Raw genomic sequence first — 18,502 nt, 5'->3', positions numbered from 1 at the left:
ACAACTGAAGGAGCGCGTGAGGGAGATTACTTCGCGAACGCGGGGGATCTCAATGGAACGCAGGTTGAAAGAACTTAACCGCTATCTAATGGGATGGATTGGCTATTTCCGCTTGGCATCCGCGAAGACGCATTGCGAACGTCTCGACGAGTGGGTTCGCCGAAGGCTCCGCATGTGTCTGTGGAAGCAATGGAAGCTGCCGAGAACTCGCCTCAGAAACCTTCGTGCCCTAGGTGTGCCTGAATGGGCGGCAAGAATGATGGCTAACTCCAGACGTGGAAGTTGGGAGATGTCCCGAAACATAAACAACGCCCTTAATCGCTCCTACTGGAACGACCAAGGGCTGTTGAGTCTGACTTTTCGTTATCTAGAAATTCGTTAACCTTTAGGAACCGCCGTATGCGGACCCGCATGTACGGTGGTGTGAGAGGTCAGGGGCTAGCCGCCCCTACCTACTCGATTTATATCGAAGCGGTTTGGCTCTTTCAGCGTTATTCGGTATATTGGAATCATAGTGTCGAGTTTAACGGACGGGGATGACGGTCGAACATTGAGGCTCATACAGATAATGATTCACCACGCTGTGACGGATACGCAAGGCTCCGCGCTCGAACGGAGGTCGGCCAGGGGGATTGTTTTGGATCGGAACAACATCCTTCTGATCTACACGACGCGCTACAATGATTACAGCTTTCCGGGGGGCGGCGTGGAGGCTCATGAGCAATTGGAGGACGGATTGCGCAGGGAGCTTGCCGAAGAGACGGGCGCAAGCCGGATCGAGATCATTCGGGAATTCGGGTATGTCGATGAATATCGGCCATCTCATAAACCCGAATACGATTTTATTCATATGACATCCTATTTTTACGTCTGCGAGATCGACCATGACTTTACGAAGGTGCAGTTGGAGGAGTACGAGGTCGCTAACGGCTCCCGCCCCGTGTGGGTCGATATTCGCGAAGCCATCGCGCATAACAAGGCCGTCATGGAGAAGAAGGAAGCGTCCATGGGCTTCTCGATCGCGCGCGAAACGTTGGTGCTCGAGCTAATTCTTAAGGAGTTACATTGACACCGGAGCCGGCCTTAGCGGAGAACTCCGCTAACGGGGCGGTTTTCGGCCGGTTTCGGGCCAAGTTACCGGAGAACTCCGCTAACGGGGCCGCTTTCCGCCGGTTTCGGGCCGAGTTACCGGAGAACTCCGCTAACGGGGCGGCATTCGGCCGGCGCTGCGCCGCGGCGGACCGCCGCCGACTATGACGGAGCATATCGAAGAACGAAAGGAGGGGAGTCCGATCTGCTGCATGACCATCGCAAGGCGCGATATCGTATCGAAGAAGATTCTTACGGAGGCGAAAGGGTACCTGGACGTCGGCTTCACCCATTCGCTGAACCCGTACAGCGGGTGCGCCTTCGCCTGCGCCTATTGTTACGTCAGAGAGATGCCTCTCCAGAAATTTAAAGAGACGCCCTGGGGCGAATGGCTGGACGTCAAGACCAACGCGGTCGAGAATTACCGAACCGAAATCGCAAGCCTGCGGCGAAGGCAAAAGCCCGTCCGCATCTTCCTGTCCTCCGCGACCGACCCTTACCAACCGGCGGAGCGGGAGGCGAAGCTGACCCGGAGCATTCTGGAGGAGATGGTCGTTCGCCCGCCCGATGCGCTCCAAATTCAAACGCGCGCCCCGCTCGTCGCGAGAGACATCGACGTGCTGTCGCAGCTGAAGGCGAAGTGCAACGTCGTCGTCTCCATGACGATCGAAACCGACCGCGAAGACATGAAGCGTCTGTTCGCACCGAAGGCGCCGGGCATCGGGCTGCGCATCAAAGCGTTGAGAGAGGTTCACGAGGCGGGGATCTTTACGCAAGCCGCGATTTCGCCCGTGCTGCCGTACACGCCCGACTTTCCGAAGCGGCTCGAGGGCATCGCGGACCGGATATGGATCGACACGCTCCACATCGGCGACGGCGCGATGGGGAAGCGTTCCGCTCGGCTGGGGATGCCCGGGCTGTTCGAAAGCAGAGATCTCGCCGGGTGGTACCGGCCGGACTTACATCTTCTGGTGGAGAAGCAGTTCAAGGAGGCGCTTCCCGAAGCGATCGTTCGCGTGTCCAAAGAGGAAGCGTACCCGTTCGATTCGTAATCATGAAGCACGGCTGCACACGGCGGCGTTCGCCGGGGGCGGCCGTTTTTTCATTTTCGGGGAAACTTATGCAAGGAATGCAGCGGAACGCGCGGATAGACCGTCTAATAGGGTGGAGGTGATCGACGAGTGAAGCCGGTCGGCAAAGACGAGAAGGAACCGTACTCGCGCGATCCGAGCGAGGCGTTGGAGCAGCTGATGGAGCGTTACGGCAGCGCGGTTCTGCGCACCGCATATTTCTACACGGGCGATCGCCATCTGGCGGAGGATATCAGTCAGGAAGTATTTCTAAGAGCCTATCGAAAATGGTCCTCGTTCCGCGGCGACAGCGCCGTCAAGACGTGGCTGACGACGATCGCGGTCAACGTGTGCCGAGACAAGATGGGCGTCCGCATGTTTTCGGAGCAGCCAACCGACCCGAGCCTCATGGAGCTCGGCCGCACGGTCAGCGTCGAAGAAGAGGCGCTGGAGCGGTGGGAGAAGAGCGAGGTGCTGCGGCATCTCTTGCGACTGCCCGTCCCTTATCAAGAAGCGTTGTATTTGTATTATTACATGGAGCTGAGCACGAAGGAGATCGCCGATGCGACGTCGACGCCCGAGGGTACCGTGCGCAATCGGCTGCACCGGGCGCGCGCGGCGATGGCGCGAGAGATGAAACAAGGAGGCGGCGAGGGATGACCGATACGAGCAAAGAGACGGAGTTGGATCGGGAAGTCGATCGGAAGCTGGAACAACATTTGCGGAGGGAGATGGATGAGATGATGTTCGCGAAGATGGTCATGAGCGAGGAAGCGAAGCGGAAGGTGCGGGAGCGGGCGCGGGAGGGAACGGCGCCGGCGGGCGGACGCCGGTTCGTCCTCCCGAGAACGTGGCTCGCGGGGGCGGCGGCGCTGGCCGCGGCGGCGGCGATCGTCGCGGGCGTCCCGGCGCTGCTGCAGCCGGACGCCCCGGCGCCCGCCGAAAGCCCGATCGCCGGCGCGCCGGCGGCGCCCGGCGACGCCGCGGGCTCCCAGTTGTCGGAGCTGAAGACGACGACGCTCGGCTCCATCGAGGAGGCGCGTGCGGCGTTCGGGCCGGAGCTGCGCGCGCCGAGCGGCGCGCCGCAAGGGTACGCGCTGACGGAGACGGTCGCCGTCGCGCAGGGCGACACGGTCCGCGACGTGATCTTCACGTACGCGTCGGGCGACAAGACGGTGACGTTGTCGGCGAGCCGCATGCCGGCGTCGTTCCCGGCGGACCTATTTACGAAGGTCGACGTCGGCGGCGCGGAAGGCTTCGTCTTCGAGCAGCCGGAGCTCGTCGAGCTGTTCTGGACGAAGGACGGCGTCCACTATTCGATCGTCGGCGCGCTGACGGCCGAGGAAGCGCTCGCCTTCGCCGCGTCGATCGAATAACCGCGCATCAATCCAAGACAACGCGCGAGATCAAGAAAATGAAATGACGAAGCTGCCGCGATTGTACTATATTGATATTAGGGCCTGCGCCGGCGCGCAGGCCTTTCGCGTATTATTCATGCGGGGCGGGAGGCTTCATTATGTTTCTAGGCGCGAGCATTCGGTACCGGTTGATGGTGTTAATGATTTGCCTAACCACGATTCCGGTGCTCGTCGTGACGTGGTTCGCGACGCAGCACACGCGCAGCTCGGTGGAGAAGGAGCTTATCGAAGCGAACCGTTCGCGCATGCTGTGGGCGCAGCAATATTTGGACGAGCTCGTACGGCAGATCGATGTCCTGTTTTATTCGCTGCAAATTAACCAGACGCTGATGGACGGCCTCTCGGCGACGGAGCCGCAAAGCGTCGGCCGCCAGTTCCGTACGCAGCAATACATCCAGGAGACGCTGACGACGGCGTTCTACGCCCATTCGCGCAAAATCGATCAACTTTCGTTATACACGCATCAAAATCAAAGCCTCTACTCCGTCAATTTCTCTACCAGCGGACTGATTCATTCGCTGGATATCCGGAGCGGCCCATGGAGCCGGATCGGTATGTCGCCGATCAGCCTGTATTTTAAGCAATCCGGAGACAGCATCTACGCGTTCCACAGCGTCAACGCATTCGAAACCCGCGCCTTGCTCGGCGGGCTGTCCGTCCGCATTAACGACCAGGTGTGGAGACAGGTGAGCGACATCCTGCGGTCGGGCCCGGACAGCGTCGTATTTCTGATGAACGACGAAGGAGAGCTGCTCGCCGGGTCGTCCGCCTCGGGCTCGTTCGACCGCGCCTTGGCGGCGATTCGGGCGGAGCAGGACGCCGGCGCGCTGCAGCGGTTCCGGCGGACGGAAGGTCACTTCCTGTTCGCGGAGCAAATCGAGGACGGAGGGCTCACGATTTTGAAAGCGGTTCCGCTGTCCAGCGTCGCGGCGAGCGCCGATTCCACCGTGCGGACGGGCCTGCTCGCGGGGCTGCTGGCGGCGGCGGCGTCCGTGCTCGCCTCCATTCTCGTCTCGCTCCGCATCAGCCGGCCGATCGTGGCGCTCGCCAAGACGATGCGCACGGCGCCGATCCACCACTTCGAAATGACCTCGGTGAGGAGCCGCGACGAAATCGGCCTGCTCGAGCGGGGGTACAACTCCATGATGCAGCGCATCAAGGAGCTGATCGAACACGAGTACCGGCGCGAGCTCGAGGTGAAGAACGCACAGCTTCTGGCGCTGCAGGCGCAGATCAATCCGCATTTTCTCAACAATACGCTGAATTTGATCGGCGGCCTCGCGCTGTCGAAGGGCGTGCCGGAAATTCATACGATCACCCGGGGCATCGGCGACTTGCTGCGGTATTCGATCGGGTCGGGGGAGGATACCGCCTCCCTGGCCGACGAGCTAAAACATGCGCGCAACTACCTGCTCATCCAGGAGCAGCGCTTCCGCGGCCGCTGCCGGGTCGTCCTGCGCGCGGACGAGCCGCCGCCCGACGTGCGGATGCCCCGCTTCGCGCTGCAGCCCCTCATCGAAAACGCGTTCGAGCACGGCCTCCAGCCGAAGCCGGGCGCGTGGGAGGTCGAAATTCGGGTACGCTCGATTCGCGGGTGCGTCTGCGTGCTGATTCGCGACAACGGCGTCGGCATGGACGCGGAGACGCTGCAGGCGCTGCGGGAGGAGCTTCGGGCGGGCGTCTCGCTCCGCCCGCAGCCGTCCGCGGCCGAACCGGGGCGGCCTCAGCGCCGCAAGGGCATCGGGCTGCGTAACGTAGACGCCCGGCTGAAGCTGAGCTTCGGCGGGGCCGGGGTTCGCCTATTTAGCCGGCCGGGCGCCGGCACCGCGATCGCGATCGCGCTGCCGGCAGGCGGCGGCGCAGAGGAGGGGGAACGCGAATGAGACGCGTATTGATCGTAGACGACGAGCCGTGGGCGCGCGAGGTCGTCAAGTCGCTCGCCGCTTGGGCGCGGCTTCGGCTCGAGGTCGCCGGCGAGGCGGAGGACGGCGACGAGGCGCTGGCGCTGATCGAGACGCTCCGGCCGGACATCGTCGTCACCGACATGCGGATGCCGGGCGTGGACGGCATACAGCTGCTGCAGGCGATGAAGGACCGCTTCCCGCGGCTCAAGATCGTCGTCATGAGCGGGTATGACGACTTCGCGTATTTAAAGCAGGCGATTCAGTCCCGCGCGGTCGAATATATGCTCAAGCCGATCGACCCGGACGAACTGAACGCGGCGCTCGCCCGCTGCGTAAGCGAGCTGGAATCGCTCGAACGGACGGTGCACACGTCTTGGAGGGCGCCGCTCGTCTTGCCCGAGCCGGGCATGACGGAGCGGTACGCCGCGCTGCGCCAACGCGCGTTCGCGGCGTTGTTCGAGCTGAACACGGCGGCGGCGCGCCAGTCGTTCGAGAAGCTCGGGGAGCTGCTCGACGCCGCGTACCCGGGCGGCCTCGACCGGGCGATGCGGGAGAAGGTGCAAGGCGACTTCCTTCAGGTGCTGGAGGAGTTTACGGCGGAGCGGCCCGGCGAGCTCCCGGCGCCGCCGCGACGGGACGTTCCGGATGCGGCGGGCGGCGATGCGGGGGGCGCGGCGGCGCTGCGCGCGATCGCCGAAGCGTACGCGGAAGCGATCGAAGGCATCGAGCGGTTCCGCCGCAGCAAAACGCGGCTCATCCTCGACGAGGTGACGGCATACATCGACGCGCAGTACGCCGATCCGATCACGCTCGAGACGATCGCTCGCCGCTTCTATGTGAGCAAGGAACACCTGAGCCGGACGTTCAAGCTGGCTACGGGGGAAACCGTGACGGACGCGATCGTCGCAAGGCGCATCGGGAAGGCGAAGGAGCTGCTGCTGCGTCCCGGCGTCTCGATCAAAGACGTCGCGAGCATGGTCGGATACCCCGATCTGCCGTATTTCCACCGCATTTTCAAGAAAGAGACGGGCATTACGCCGGGCGAATTCCGCGAAGGCGGCCGGAACTGAAAGCGATGTCAATATCGTGCAACGAAACGCGCTAATCCGCGCGAATGTTCGATCGCGGGCACTCCCTTATACTGAGGTCGTAACTATTCCAAGGGGGTAACCTACATGAGGAAAGCGCTTTATCTAATGTTGATTTTCGCGATGTCGTTAACGTTGCTGGCGGCGTGCAGCAGCGGCGGCGGAACGCCGAGCGCCGAACCGGAGCCGGCGAAGGCGGAGCAGCCGACGAACGCGGCGGCGGAGCAGCCGGCCGCGGCCGAACCGGCGAAGGAGGTCAAGCTGAAGGTCATGCTCGGCCATCCGCGATTTAAGGAGCAGTTCGAGCGGTACTTCGAGCAGTTCAAGGCGAAGGAGCTGGCGGAGAAAAACATCGCCGTCACGATCGAGCTCGAGATGCCGAATCCGGACCAGGCGAAGCAGGTGCTGCAGGCGAGACTCGCGTCGAACGACGCGCCGGACATTTTCGACGTGCATGCGAACGATCTTTCGACCTACTATAAAGCCGGCTATCTCGAGGATTTGTCGGCGCAGCCGTTCGTCGCCTCGCTGTACGACGGCGTGAAGCAGCAGGTGACGCTGGACGGCAAAGTCGTAGCGCTGCCGCTGGAAAGCTTGTCGTGGGGCTATTTGTATAACAAGAAGATTTTCGCGGACCACGGCATTACGCCGCCGCAGACGCTGGACGAAATGAAGGCGGCCGTCGAGAAGCTGAAGGCGGCCGGCGTGGCGCCGTTCCTGCTGGCGTTCCAAGAGTCCTGGGTGCCGCAGCTGATGACGGCGTTGTCGCTCGGCGGCATCGTCTCCTCCGAGCAGCCGGATTGGATCGAGCGGATGAACAAGGGCGAAGCGTCGTACGCGGACGTGGCGGGCATTTTCGATATTATCGATCTCATTATGGAAAATGGTACGGAAAAGCCGTTCGAGGTCGGCAACGAAGCGGGTTCGACCGACTTCGCGAACGGGAAAGCGGCGATGTGGGTGCAAGGCCCGTGGAACGCGGAGACGATTCTCAAGGTCAACCCGGCGATGGAATTCGGCGTCGCGCCGCTGCCGGTCAGCAACAATCCGGCGGGCACGATGATCAACCTGTCGACGTCGACGACGATGGCGGTGTCGCCGACGAGCGAAAACAAGGAAGTCGCGCTCGACCTGCTCAACTACATCCTCGACGAGAACGATTCGTCGGCGCTGTTCCAGGAGCTGAAATTTAACCCGGTCTCGAAGGTGCATCAATACGAAGTGTTCCCTTGGGTGAACGAAGCGTCCGAATACGTAGCGCAAGGGAAGGCGTACCAAGATTTGAAGCTTCCGAACGGCGTGACCGACGAGCAGGCGAAGCTGCTGCAGAGCTATTACGCGAAGGAAGTGACGAAGGAAGACTTCATCGAGACGATGGATCGCACCTGGGCCGCCGCCGTGAAGGCGTCGCAATGATGCGAGACGCGAAGCGGAGGTGAGCGCCATGCCTACCGCGAGTCGAAGACGGAGGGCGACGCTCTCGCTGCTCGCCTTCGTATTCCCGGCCTTGCTGTTTTATCTCGTCTTTACCATCGCCCCCGCGTTCGGGGGCGTATGGTACAGCTTGACCGACTGGAACGGGCTGAACCGGACGTACGACTTCGTAGGGCTCTCGAATTACGTCGAGGCGCTGCGAGACGACGCCTACTTCCTGGATGCGATCCTGTTCACGCTCAAGTATGTGATCTACATGGTCGTGCTGCAGAACGTCATCGCGCTGCTGCTGGCCGTGCTCGTGGAGTCGCGCCGACGAAGCAAGGTGTGGTTCCGCACGATCTTCTTCATGCCGAACATGCTGAGCCTCATCATCGGCGGGTTTATGTGGGTGTTCATCTTTACGAAGGTGCTGCCGGCGCTGGCCGAAGGAACGGGGCTGTCGTTTCTCGATCAATCGTGGATCGGGAATCCTTCGCTTTCGTTCTATTCGATTTTGATCCTGTCGCTGTGGGGCGGCGTCGGCTACTTGATGGTCATCTACATCGCCGCGCTGCAGAGCGTGCCTCGGCAGCTTCTGGAGGCTGCCGCCATCGACGGCGCTCGGACGCTGCAGCTGTTCCGCCACGTGACGCTGCCGATGATTTATCCGGCGATGACGATCGGCGTCTTCCTGACGCTCAGCTCGTCCTTCAAGGTGTACGACGCGGTGTTCGCGCTGACGGGCGGCGGCCCCGGGCGATCGACGCAGGTCATCGCGCTTAATATCGTGGAGGAGGCGTTCCGCTTCCAGCAGCGATACGGCTATGCGAGCGCCAAGGCGATCGTGCTGTTCCTCATCGTGCTGCTCATTACGCTCGTGCAGCTGTGGCTCATGAAGCGAAGGGAGGTGGAAGCATGACGGAGGAGCATCGGAACGGCGCGAGCGCGTTCGGCCGGCGGGCGGGGAACGCCGCGGCGCGGCTCGTCCTCGTCTGCGCGGCGGTCTTTACGCTGTTCCCGGTCTACATGGCGCTGCTGAACTCGTTCAAGGCGGACGGGGAGATGCTCAGCCGAATTTTGGCGTGGCCGAGCCGCCTCGATTTCGCCAACTACGCGGACGCGTACCGGAAGATCGAGTTTCCGTCGAGCTTCCTGAACACGATCGTCGTCACCGCGATCGGCGTCGCCGGCATCGTGTTGTTCGCTTCGATGGCGGGATACAAACTGTCGCGTACGCCCGGCAAGCTCAGCGCGGCGCTCTTCGGCTTCTTCGTGCTGTCGTCGCTCATTCCGTTCCATTCGATTTTGATCAGCCTCGTGAAGATCGCCAGGGAGCTGCATGTCCAGGGCACCACGTACGGACTCGGCCTGATCTATATCGGGCTCGGGGTGGCGCTCGCGATCTTCCTCTATCACGGGTTCGTCAAGTCGATCCCGCGCGAGCTCGACGAGGCGGCCGTCATCGACGGCTGCGGGGAGCTTCGGCTGTTCTTCGCGGTCATCTTGCCGCTGCTGCTCCCGATCACCGCGACCGTGGCGATTTTGAACGCGCTGTGGATGTGGAACGATTTCCTGCTGCCGCTGCTGATGCTGACGAATAGCGATTATTACACGCTGCTGATTTCTACGAATATGCTGTTCGGCGAATACAACAACGATTGGTCGGCGATTTTGGCATCCCTGATCTTAACGATGCTGCCGGTCATCGCGGTATATTTGCTGCTGCAAAAATACATTCTGAGCGGCATCGCCGAAGGGGCGATCAAGGGGTAACCCTCGCTCGGAAGGGAGAACAGGATGGACGCTGCTGCGAACGAAGTATGCGGGTTTTTAAGGGCGTCGGGGCGTCGGCTCGTCAACGGCGAAGGCCGGGAGCTGCTGCTGCGCGGCGTCGGCTTCGGCAGCTGGCTGCTGCCGGAGGGCTACATGTGGCGCTTCCCCGACGCGGGCGATCGGCCCCGGCGCATCGAGCGCATGGTCGAATCGCTCGTCGGGGCCGAGGAGGCGGAGCGATTTTGGGACGAATACTACGATACCTACGTCGCCGAGGCCGACATTCGGGCGGTCGCCGCGCATGGCTTTAACTCGGTGCGCGTCCCGATCAACGCCAGAACGCTGATCGAAAACGAGACGCCCCTGCGGCTTCGGCCCGACCGGCTTGCGCTGCTTGACCGGGTCATCGCCTGGTGCCGGACGTATAAGCTATACGTGATTTTGGACTTGCACGGCGCGCCCGGCGGGCAAACCGGGACGAACATCGACGATTCCGAACACGACCGCCCCGAACTGTTTCTCGACGAGAAAAACAAACAGCTCACGATCGCCCTGTGGCGTTTGCTGGCGGAGCGCTATAAGGACGAGTGGATCGTAGCCGGTTACGACCTGTTGAACGAGCCGCTGCCGGACTGGTTCGCGGCGTACAACGACCAAGTGATGCCGCTGTATCGGGACATCATACAAGCAATCCGCGAGGTCGACGATCGGCACATGATCATCCTCGAAGGGGCGCATTGGGCGACGGATTGGTCGATCTTTACGGAGAAGCTCGACGAGAATGTGATGCTGCAGTTCCATAAGTATTGGAACGCCCCGGACGCCGAGAGCCTGCGGGCGTTCCTCGAGAAGCGGGACGAATGGGACGTGCCGATCTTCATGGGCGAGGGCGGGGAAAACAACTGCGACTGGTTCGCGGGAGCGTTCCGGCTGTACGAGGACCTCGACATCTCGTGGAATTTCTGGACGTGGAAGAAGCTCGACTGCACGAACTCCCCGTATTCGGTGAGGAAGCCGGAAGGCTGGGACCTCCTTGTCGCTTACTTGGAGGGCGGCGACAAGCCGGAGCCGTCGGCGGCGCGGGGCATTCTCCGGCAGTACCTTGAGCATCTGCGCCTCGAGAACTGCGACTACCGGCCGCAGGTCGTGAACGCGCTGTTCCGGCGGCCGCCCGTGCGCATCCCGGCGGCGTTTTACGGTTACGGCGGGGAGGGCGTCGGCTTCGGGGTCCGGGCGAAGACGGAGAGCGCGACCGGCTTTCGAGCGGGCGACGGCACCGATATCCGGTTCGTCGTCGAGGGCGCGCGGGAGCGGCCGAATTTCCAGCATATGAAGGGCGAGGAATGGCAGCCGGACGAGTGGCTGTACGTTCGGCTCGCGGCGGACGATTGGCTCGCGTACGACGTGACGCTTCGGCCCGAGCAGGCAGCGCTCGAGCTCGCCGTCGAGCTTCGGATGCGCACGGCCGGCGGCAGCTTGCTCCTCTTCTGGAACGGCGAGGCCGTCGGCGCCGTCGCCCCGACGGCGGAGGAGTGGCAAACCGTTCGGCTGTCCGGCAGCGTGCAAGGCGCGCCGGGGACCAATCGACTGAAGGTAAGCGCCTATGGGCATCCCGTAGGATTGCAGTGGGTGTCGGTGTCGCCGCATTCTCCTTGAACGAATGGCTGCGGCAGCGGGGGCGCGACGCGAGGAGGCGCGGGTTCCCGTTGCTTGCGGCCGCGTTTCGGCATGCCTGTAAGCGTTTCCAAATCTAGGGAGAGGGGGGATGTCCATCGGGCAGCTTCGAACGCGCTGACGGATTGAAGTCGACATTATAGGATACGGAGGTTATGTATAGTGCGAAGAGGAAGTCGATCGTTCCGCGCCTTGATGGCGTTCGCCGTGGCATTGGGCTTGGGGTCGGGGATCGCGGCGAAGCCGCAGCCGGCCGCCGCCGCGATAACGTCCGGCGATTTTTTGAAGACGGACGGGAAATATTTGAAGAACAATTACGGCACCGGGGAAGTCGTGCAGCTTCGCGGCACGAACGTAGGCGGATGGCTGGCGCAAGAGGACTGGATGTCGCCGCTCGGGGAGAACGCGTCCGACCGGACGGGATGGACGGCCGACGCTTCCGCGAATGCCGGGTCGGCCGGCCTCGCGCTGGACGGAGACCGGACGACCGCCTGGAATACCGGGGCGAATCAGACGAGCGGACAATGGTTTCAGGTGGACCTCGGAACGCCGACGCTGTTCAACCGCATCTATCTCGACGCGGCGGGCCTAACGGGCGATTACCCCCGGGGCTACCAAATTTTAGTTTCGAACGACGCCGTCAGCTGGAAGGATGCGGCGAGCGGGGAAGGCGCCGTGCAGCAGACGGTCGTTCGATTCGCGCCTCAAGTCGCGCGTTACATTCGCGTCGCCCAGACGGGCGGCAGCGCAACGAATTGGTGGTCAATCGCCGAGTTCAACATTTTCTCGGACCCGGTGCTGCATAACGGAAACTTTACGGCGTCCGCCTCGTCGAGCGGGACCGGCACGTCGGCGGCGAACGCATTGGACGGAGACGTCGACACGCGCTGGACGAGCGGCGCGGGACAGTCGCCGAACCAAACCTTCACGATCCACCTCGGGAAAAATACGGAGGTGAGCCGCGTCTTGATCGATGCGGGGCCATCTTCTCCGGGGGACTACCCGCGGGGGTACGAGGTGTGGGGGCTGACCGACGGCACGTGGAAAAAGTACGCGAGCGGCTACGGTTCCTCCCGTATCGTCTATGCGGAATTTTGGTGGGCGGCTTGGATGACCGACATCCGCATCGTCCAAACGGGAAGCCACAGCAACTGGTGGTCGATCGCCGAGGTGGCCGTGTACGGCGGGGGCAGCTTCGAGCGTTCGGGGTGGACGGTGACCGCCTCGTCCAGCGATCCGAGTATGCCGCCGACGCATATGAAGGACAACGACGCCGCCACGCGTTGGTCGACGGGCGCCGCCCAATCGAGCGGGCAATGGGTGCAGATCGATATGGGCGCGGCGATCACCTTCAACCAGATCGTGCTCGATACGGCCAAGAACAGCGTCGAGGAACAGGATTACCCGCGCGCGTACGATGTGCAGGTATCGAAGGACGGCGCGAATTGGACCCCGGTCGCCCAGGGTCAAGGCAGGGTGAAGGCGACCCCGATCAATTTCCCGGCGGTGAGCGCCCGCTACATCAAAATTTCGTTAACGGCGAGCGCCTCCAACTGGTGGTCGATCGGCGAGCTGAACGTGTATTTAAACAACGACGATTACACGTTGTTTAAGACGTTGAAAGCCCGGTTCGGCGACGCGACGACGGAAAGCATCTACACGACGCATCAAAATACGTGGATTCAAGAGAGCGATCTCGATCGGATCGCGAGCATGGGGCTGAACGTCATTCGCCTTCCGATCGCTTGGTTCGAAATCGTGAACGAAGACGGGACGATCAAGAGCAACGCCTGGGATCAGATCGACTGGTTCATCGCCGAAGCGGCCGAGCGCGACATATACACGCTGCTCGATTTGCACACGGTGCCGGGCGGCGGCTGCCCATGGGGAAGCTGCGGTCGGGTCGGCCCGAACCCGAACGAGTTTTGGACGAACGCCGCGCATCAGGACATGGTGGTCGACATTTGGGAAGCGGTCGCCGCGCGTTACAACGGCAACCCGGCCGTCGCGGGCTACGACCTGATCAACGAGCCGCTGATCGATTACGGCGAAGACGCCGACGACGTGAAGCAGAAGAGCGATTACTATCACCGCTTGTATACCGCCGTCCGCGCGATCGATCCGGATCATACGATCTATATCGCGGCGTTCTTCGATTGGGCCAATATCGCGAAGCCGCATGCGGCGCCGTACCATTGGACGAACGTGGTCTACGAAATTCATCCGTACGAGATGCCCGGCGGCAAGGATTATAACGCGCAGAACGCATTGGTCGAAAAGCAGCTTCTCGAGGTCGCAAAGAAGCTGGAGGACCCGGAATACGGGGTGCCGGTGCTGTACGGCGAATTCTCGTTATATCACTACGACGATGTGTGGGCGAAGTTCCTAAACGGACTGAACGCTCTGAACGTCTCGTGGACGAATTGGTCGTACAAAGTGAGAGGCGGCATGTACGAGGGAATCGGGGGCTACTGGGGCTACTACAACTCGAATCCGAACCCGGTGCCGATCATGAACACGGAGACGGCCTCGACGATCGCCGCCAAGCTGGGTCAATTCGGCACGAGCCAATTCCAGCCGAACCAAAGCTTTATCGATACGGTCGGCAAGGTGTCCAGAGGCGGGGTCTACATGCTGCCGCTGCCGCTGGAGCAAAGCGGCTGGAGCGCTTCAGCCTCCTCGACGGAGCCGGGCGGCTCCCCGGCGAACGCGATCGACTGGGACGCGGCTACCCGCTGGAGCAGCGGCGCGCCGCAATCGAACGGACAATGGTTCCAAGTGAACCTAGGGAAGAAGGAGACGTTCGAGCAGCTCATATTCGAAACCGGCTCCGGCAGCACGTGGGATTACGCGCGCGCCTTCGACGTGCAGGTGTCCAACGACGGCGCGAATTGGACGACCGTCGCGACCAAGCAAGGCTTCGGCCATAAGATCGTCGTATCGTTCGCTCCGGTACATGCGCAGTACGTTCGGATCGTGCAGACGGGCAGCGCGCCGGAATGGTGGTCGATCGCTGAACTCCATTTGTACGGCGAACCCGCGCTCGACCGTTCGGGCGTCTCGACTTCCGCTTCCTCGACGGCGCCCGGCGAGTCGCCGGCGAACGCGATCGATGCGGATGCCGCTACGCGATGGAGCACGGGCGCGCCGCAAGCGAGCGGACAATACCTCCAGCTCGACCTCGGCAAGCCGCAGCCCTTCAACCGGGTGCTGGTCGATGCGGGCTCGTACGCGAACGATTATATGAGGGGCTACGAGATTCAGGTTTCGCAGGACGGCGCGCAATGGACGACGGTCGCGAGCGGGTCGAATCAACAGCCGGCGATGCTCGTGACGTTCCCGAATCAATACGCCAGGTATGTGAAGCTCGTGCAAACGGGCGCAAGCTCCTCTTGGTGGTCCGTAACGGATCTACGGGTATTCGGCGAGCTGGAGCGGAGCCGCGCGGGCTGGACGGCGACCGCGTTCTCGACCGAAGCTGGCGGATCCGCGTCGAACGCGCTGGACGGCAACGACGCGACGCGGTGGAGCTCGGGCGTCGCGCAGGCGGAGAGCCAATGGTTCGAGGTCAATATGGGCGCTCGTCAATGGTTCAACCACCTCGTCATCGACGCGGGCGCAAGCTCCGGGGATTACGCGAGGGATTACATCGTGCAGGTGACGTCCGACATCGACGCCTCGACGGGCTGGCCGACGAACTGGCGCACCGTCGCGAACGGCGAAGGAACCGGACCGGTCATCACGGTAAACTTCGGCATCGTTCACGAGCAATTCGTACGCGTCTTAACGAAGGACAGCTCCGGCAACTGGTGGTCCATCCACGAGCTGCGTGTATTCGAATAACGCCGGATCGTTAGCGGTCCATGAAAAGAAAGGGGCCGTTCCTTCCGTTCGCCGTATCGGGGAGGGGCGGCCCTTCTTTCAAAAGGAGGAACAATGACGATGCGCAAGATATACGAACGATTGCTGAAAATCGGGACCGCGGCTCTTGTATTCTGCGGCGGGTGGCTGCCGTCGACGGCAGGCCATGCCGAAGGCTTCCCGTATCAGGATGCGACGCTGCCGGTCGAGCAGCGCGTCGCGGACTTGCTGTCCCGGATGACGCTGGAGGAAAAAATCGGGCAGATGCTGCAAGTGGAGCGATTGACCGCGACGCCGGAGCAGGTAAGGGATCATACGATCGGTTCCGTCTTGAGCGGAGGCGGCTCGAATCCGTCGCCGAATACGCCGACGGCTTGGGCGGACGAGACCGATTCGTTCCAAGCCGCCGCGCTGCAGACTCGGCTGCAAATTCCGATCCTCTACGGCGTCGACGCCGTTCATGGGCACAACAACGTCTACGGCGCCACGATATTCCCGCATAACGTCGGGTTGGGGGCGGCGGGGGATCCGGACCTTGCGAGAAGGGCGGGAGCGATCACGGCCAAGGAGGTTCGCGCGACAGGCATCCAATGGAGCTTCTCCCCTTGCCTGTGCGCGCCGCAGGACATCCGGTGGGGGCGTACGTACGAGGGTTATTCGGAAAACGTTACCCTCGCCGGCCTTCTCGGCGCCGCTTATACCGAAGGGCTTCAGGGAGCGCCCGGCGAACCCGGTTTCCTGAAAGGAACCAAGGTCGCCGGCTCCGCGAAGCATTGGCTCGGCGACGGCAATACGACGGGCGGCGACGATCAAGGCGAAGTAACGCTGACCGAGGAGGAGTTGGACCCATATATACAGCCGTATAAGGAAGCCATCGCTGCCGGCGTAAGAACCGTTATGGTGTCCTTGTCGACTTGGAACGGCATGAAGGCGCATACCCACCACCGGCTCATTACCGGCATGCTGAAGCAGGAGCTCGGGTTTACCGGCATCGTCGTATCGGACTGGAACGGGACGTATGCGCTGGTGAATCAAGGCGTGTACCCGACGTACGCCGAGGCACTGAAGGCTACGGTCAACGCGGGGATCGATTTGTTCATGGAGCCGGACCATTGGCAGCAGTTCGCGCCGACCTTGCTCGGGTTAGTCCAAGGCAACGAAGTGTCGACGGCTAGAATCGACGACGCCGTCAGTCGAATTTTGCGGGTCAAATTCGAGGCGGGCCTCTTCGAAGCTCCTTATGCGGATCGCGGCTTGCTTCAGGAGGGGACGTTCGGCGGCGCCGCGCACCGCGCCGTCGCCCGCGAAGCCGTGCGGAAATCCGCGACGCTGCTGAAGAACGAGAACCGCTTGCTGCCGCTGTCGAAGAGCGCCCGCGTGTTCGTAGCCGGCAAGAAAGCCCACGATATCGGCTATCAAAGCGGCGGATGGACGATTACGTGGCAAGGCTCCCCCGGCCCCATTACGCCCGGAACGACCATCCTGGAGGGAATTCAGGCGGCGGTCGCGAACCCGGGGAACGTCACCTACGCGCAGGACGGCTTCGGCGCGTCGGGGCATGACGTCGCGATCGTCGTCATCGGGGAAGAGCCGTCGGCGGAGATGATCGGCGACGTAGGCCCCGGCCAGCCGCGGCCGGATTTGGAGCTGGCCGCCGAGGATATCGAGCTCCTGAACAACGTGAAGAGCGCCGGCGTGCCGATGGTGGTCGTCCTGCTGTCGGGCCGGCCGATGATCGTGACGAATGCGCTGCCGGAGTGGAGCGCGTTCGTCGCCGCATGGCTGCCCGGGACGGAAGGGGCCGGTCTCGCGGACGTGCTGTTCGGGGACTATGACTTTACCGGCAAGCTGCCCTTCACGTGGCCGAGAAGCATGGATCGGATTCCGGCGAATTCGAACGATGCCGCATCCTCTCCGTTATTTCCGTTCGGCTATGGGTTGAACGGCTCGCCGTCGCACACGAAGGAAGCGCCGGGCTTCGTCGAGGCCGAGAATTTCAACGCCGCCGCCGGCGTGCAGACGGAAGCCTCCACAGACGTGAACGGGAGTTTGAACGTCGGGTACATCGATCCGGCGGATTGGATGGAGTACCGGCTGAACGTACCCGCGGCGGGAGCGTACCGCATCCGGCTTCGCGTCGCCAGCCCGAACGGCGCGAACGATGGGATCGCGCTGCGCAGCGGAGCGACGACGCTGGCGACGGTAACCGTTCCTCCGACGGGCGGGTGGCAAAGCTGGACCACCGTCGCCCAAACCGTCACCCTCGCGGAGGGCGTGCAGACGATCCGGGTGCAAGCCGAAGCGGGCGGCTGGAATTTGAATTGGCTGGAAGTCATCCCCGCTGGGCCCGAAAGCAATCTGCTCGCGAACCCAAGCTTCGAAACGGCCGGCGCGTCCGGCTGGGAGCAGTGGAACGGCGACGTGCTCGCGCAAAGCGTCGATGCGGATCAGCCTTATTCGGGCAGCCAGAAACTGACGCATTGGGCGTCGTCGCCCTACAAGCAATTGACGCGGCAGACGCTCGCGGTGCCGGACGGCGTATACCGACTTAGCGCTTGGGCGCGCAGCGGCGGGGGGCAGAAGGCGATCCGCCTGTACGCGAAGTCCGGCGGGCGGGAGCGGTCGTCGGAGATCGCCTCCGGTCCGGAGGCCTGGAGAAAATACGTCATCGACCGGATCCAGGTCGTGAACGGCCAGCTCGAGGTAGGCGTATGGTCGGACGCGCATGCGAATCAATGGGCGGCCTTCGACCATTTCGAATTGAGCCCGGCGAATCTGCTCGCGAATTCCGGTCTAGAGTCCGGCGACGCGGCGGGGTGGTCGGAATGGCATAGCGGAGAGCTGGCTATGAAGGCGGACATGGACCAGCCCAAAACAGGAAGCTACAAGCTTACGTTCTGGGGCGCATCGCCCTATCAACAATTGGCTTCGCAGACGTTGTCGGTGCCGAACGGCACGTACCGGTTCGCCGCATGGGTCCGCTCCGGAGGCGGGCAGCAGGCGCTTCATCTGTTCGCCAAGCAATACGGCGGATCCGAAGTTACCGCGGCGATCGGATCGAACCCGGTTCCCGGTTGGACGTACTATTCGATCTCCGGCATACAGGTGACGTCCGGCCGGATCGAGGTCGGGGTTTGGGCCGACGCGGGCGCGAACCAATGGGCGGCGTTCGACGATTTTACGCTGATTCGGCAATAGGGAGACTGCAT

The 18,502-nt window shown here is 62.5% G+C and carries 13 protein-coding genes; all 13 read left to right on the top strand.

Going from position 1 to position 18,502, the window contains the following annotated elements; all coding sequences use genetic code 11:
• Positions 1-382, top strand: a 382-nt coding sequence (locus VEZ38_RS08220) for a group II intron maturase-specific domain-containing protein (protein ID WP_324892869.1), incomplete at its 5' end; no start/stop codon positions are given.
• 186 nt (positions 383-568) lie between these two features.
• Complete coding sequence (locus VEZ38_RS08215; protein WP_324892868.1) at positions 569-1,069, top strand: NUDIX hydrolase; 501 nt, start codon at positions 569-571, stop codon at positions 1,067-1,069.
• A 232-nt stretch (positions 1,070-1,301) separates the two neighbouring features.
• Positions 1,302-2,141 carry an SPL family radical SAM protein gene (locus VEZ38_RS08210; RefSeq protein WP_324892867.1) on the top strand — a complete coding sequence of 280 codons (840 nt, stop codon included), beginning with the start codon at positions 1,302-1,304 and terminating at the stop codon, positions 2,139-2,141.
• Positions 2,142-2,270: 129 nt separating this feature from the next.
• The gene (locus tag VEZ38_RS08205) at positions 2,271-2,819 is read left to right on the top strand and encodes an RNA polymerase sigma factor (RefSeq protein WP_324892866.1); all 549 of its coding nucleotides are present in this window, start codon (positions 2,271-2,273) and stop codon (positions 2,817-2,819) included.
• Positions 2,816-3,535: a hypothetical protein gene (locus VEZ38_RS08200; protein ID WP_324892865.1), complete on the top strand. Its 720-nt coding sequence runs from the start codon at positions 2,816-2,818 to the stop codon at positions 3,533-3,535. The genes VEZ38_RS08205 and VEZ38_RS08200 overlap by 4 nt, the downstream gene beginning before the upstream one ends.
• 140 nt (positions 3,536-3,675) lie before the next feature.
• Entirely contained in the window at positions 3,676-5,460 is a 1,785-nt protein-coding gene (locus VEZ38_RS08195; protein WP_324892864.1) for a sensor histidine kinase, read from the top strand.
• Positions 5,457-6,551 (top strand): response regulator transcription factor, encoded by a 1,095-nt coding sequence (locus tag VEZ38_RS08190; RefSeq protein ID WP_324892863.1) that lies wholly within the window; start codon positions 5,457-5,459, stop codon positions 6,549-6,551. Before VEZ38_RS08195 ends, VEZ38_RS08190 begins: the two co-directional genes overlap by 4 nt.
• Before the next feature lie 105 nt (positions 6,552-6,656).
• Positions 6,657-7,985, top strand: coding sequence for an ABC transporter substrate-binding protein (locus tag VEZ38_RS08185; protein ID WP_324892862.1), 1,329 nt, complete (start codon positions 6,657-6,659; stop codon positions 7,983-7,985).
• Between the two features lie 28 nt (positions 7,986-8,013).
• Positions 8,014-8,904, top strand: a complete 891-nt coding sequence (locus tag VEZ38_RS08180) for a sugar ABC transporter permease (RefSeq protein ID WP_324892861.1) — start codon at positions 8,014-8,016, stop codon at positions 8,902-8,904.
• Positions 8,901-9,758 carry a carbohydrate ABC transporter permease gene (locus VEZ38_RS08175; RefSeq protein WP_324892860.1) on the top strand — a complete coding sequence of 286 codons (858 nt, stop codon included), beginning with the start codon at positions 8,901-8,903 and terminating at the stop codon, positions 9,756-9,758. Before VEZ38_RS08180 ends, VEZ38_RS08175 begins: the two co-directional genes overlap by 4 nt.
• A gap of 24 nt (positions 9,759-9,782) precedes the next feature.
• A complete protein-coding gene (locus tag VEZ38_RS08170) occupies positions 9,783-11,414 on the top strand; it encodes a glycoside hydrolase family 5 protein (protein WP_324892859.1) in 1,632 nt (543 codons plus the stop codon).
• 180 nt (positions 11,415-11,594) lie between these two features.
• Positions 11,595-15,275 carry a discoidin domain-containing protein gene (locus VEZ38_RS08165; protein ID WP_324892858.1) on the top strand — a complete coding sequence of 1,227 codons (3,681 nt, stop codon included), beginning with the start codon at positions 11,595-11,597 and terminating at the stop codon, positions 15,273-15,275.
• Positions 15,276-15,374: 99 nt separating this feature from the next.
• Positions 15,375-18,491 (top strand): glycoside hydrolase family 3 N-terminal domain-containing protein, encoded by a 3,117-nt coding sequence (locus VEZ38_RS08160; RefSeq protein ID WP_324892857.1) that lies wholly within the window; start codon positions 15,375-15,377, stop codon positions 18,489-18,491.
• Positions 18,492-18,502: the final 11 nt, after the last annotated feature.

The organism is Paenibacillus sp. (assembly GCF_035645235.1).
GTDB lineage: Bacteria > Bacillota > Bacilli > Paenibacillales > YIM-B00363 > Paenibacillus_AE.
The sequence above is the reverse complement of the archived record's forward strand: the minus strand, read 5'-3'. Positions and strand labels throughout refer to the sequence as shown.

Excerpts from the sequence above, each read along its gene's own strand:
- VEZ38_RS08215 (WP_324892868.1), top strand. The coding sequence starts at position 569 with ATGATTCACCACGCTGTGACGGATACGCAAGGCTCCGCGCTCGAACGG.
- VEZ38_RS08210 (WP_324892867.1), top strand. The coding sequence starts at position 1,302 with ATGACCATCGCAAGGCGCGATATCGTATCGAAGAAGATTCTTACGGAG.
- VEZ38_RS08200 (WP_324892865.1), top strand. The coding sequence starts at position 2,816 with ATGACCGATACGAGCAAAGAGACGGAGTTGGATCGGGAAGTCGATCGG.
- VEZ38_RS08195 (WP_324892864.1), top strand. The coding sequence starts at position 3,676 with ATGTTTCTAGGCGCGAGCATTCGGTACCGGTTGATGGTGTTAATGATT.
- VEZ38_RS08190 (WP_324892863.1), top strand. The coding sequence starts at position 5,457 with ATGAGACGCGTATTGATCGTAGACGACGAGCCGTGGGCGCGCGAGGTC.
- VEZ38_RS08185 (WP_324892862.1), top strand. The coding sequence starts at position 6,657 with ATGAGGAAAGCGCTTTATCTAATGTTGATTTTCGCGATGTCGTTAACG.
- VEZ38_RS08180 (WP_324892861.1), top strand. The coding sequence starts at position 8,014 with ATGCCTACCGCGAGTCGAAGACGGAGGGCGACGCTCTCGCTGCTCGCC.
- VEZ38_RS08175 (WP_324892860.1), top strand. The coding sequence starts at position 8,901 with ATGACGGAGGAGCATCGGAACGGCGCGAGCGCGTTCGGCCGGCGGGCG.
- VEZ38_RS08170 (WP_324892859.1), top strand. The coding sequence starts at position 9,783 with ATGGACGCTGCTGCGAACGAAGTATGCGGGTTTTTAAGGGCGTCGGGG.
- VEZ38_RS08160 (WP_324892857.1), top strand. The coding sequence starts at position 15,375 with ATGCGCAAGATATACGAACGATTGCTGAAAATCGGGACCGCGGCTCTT.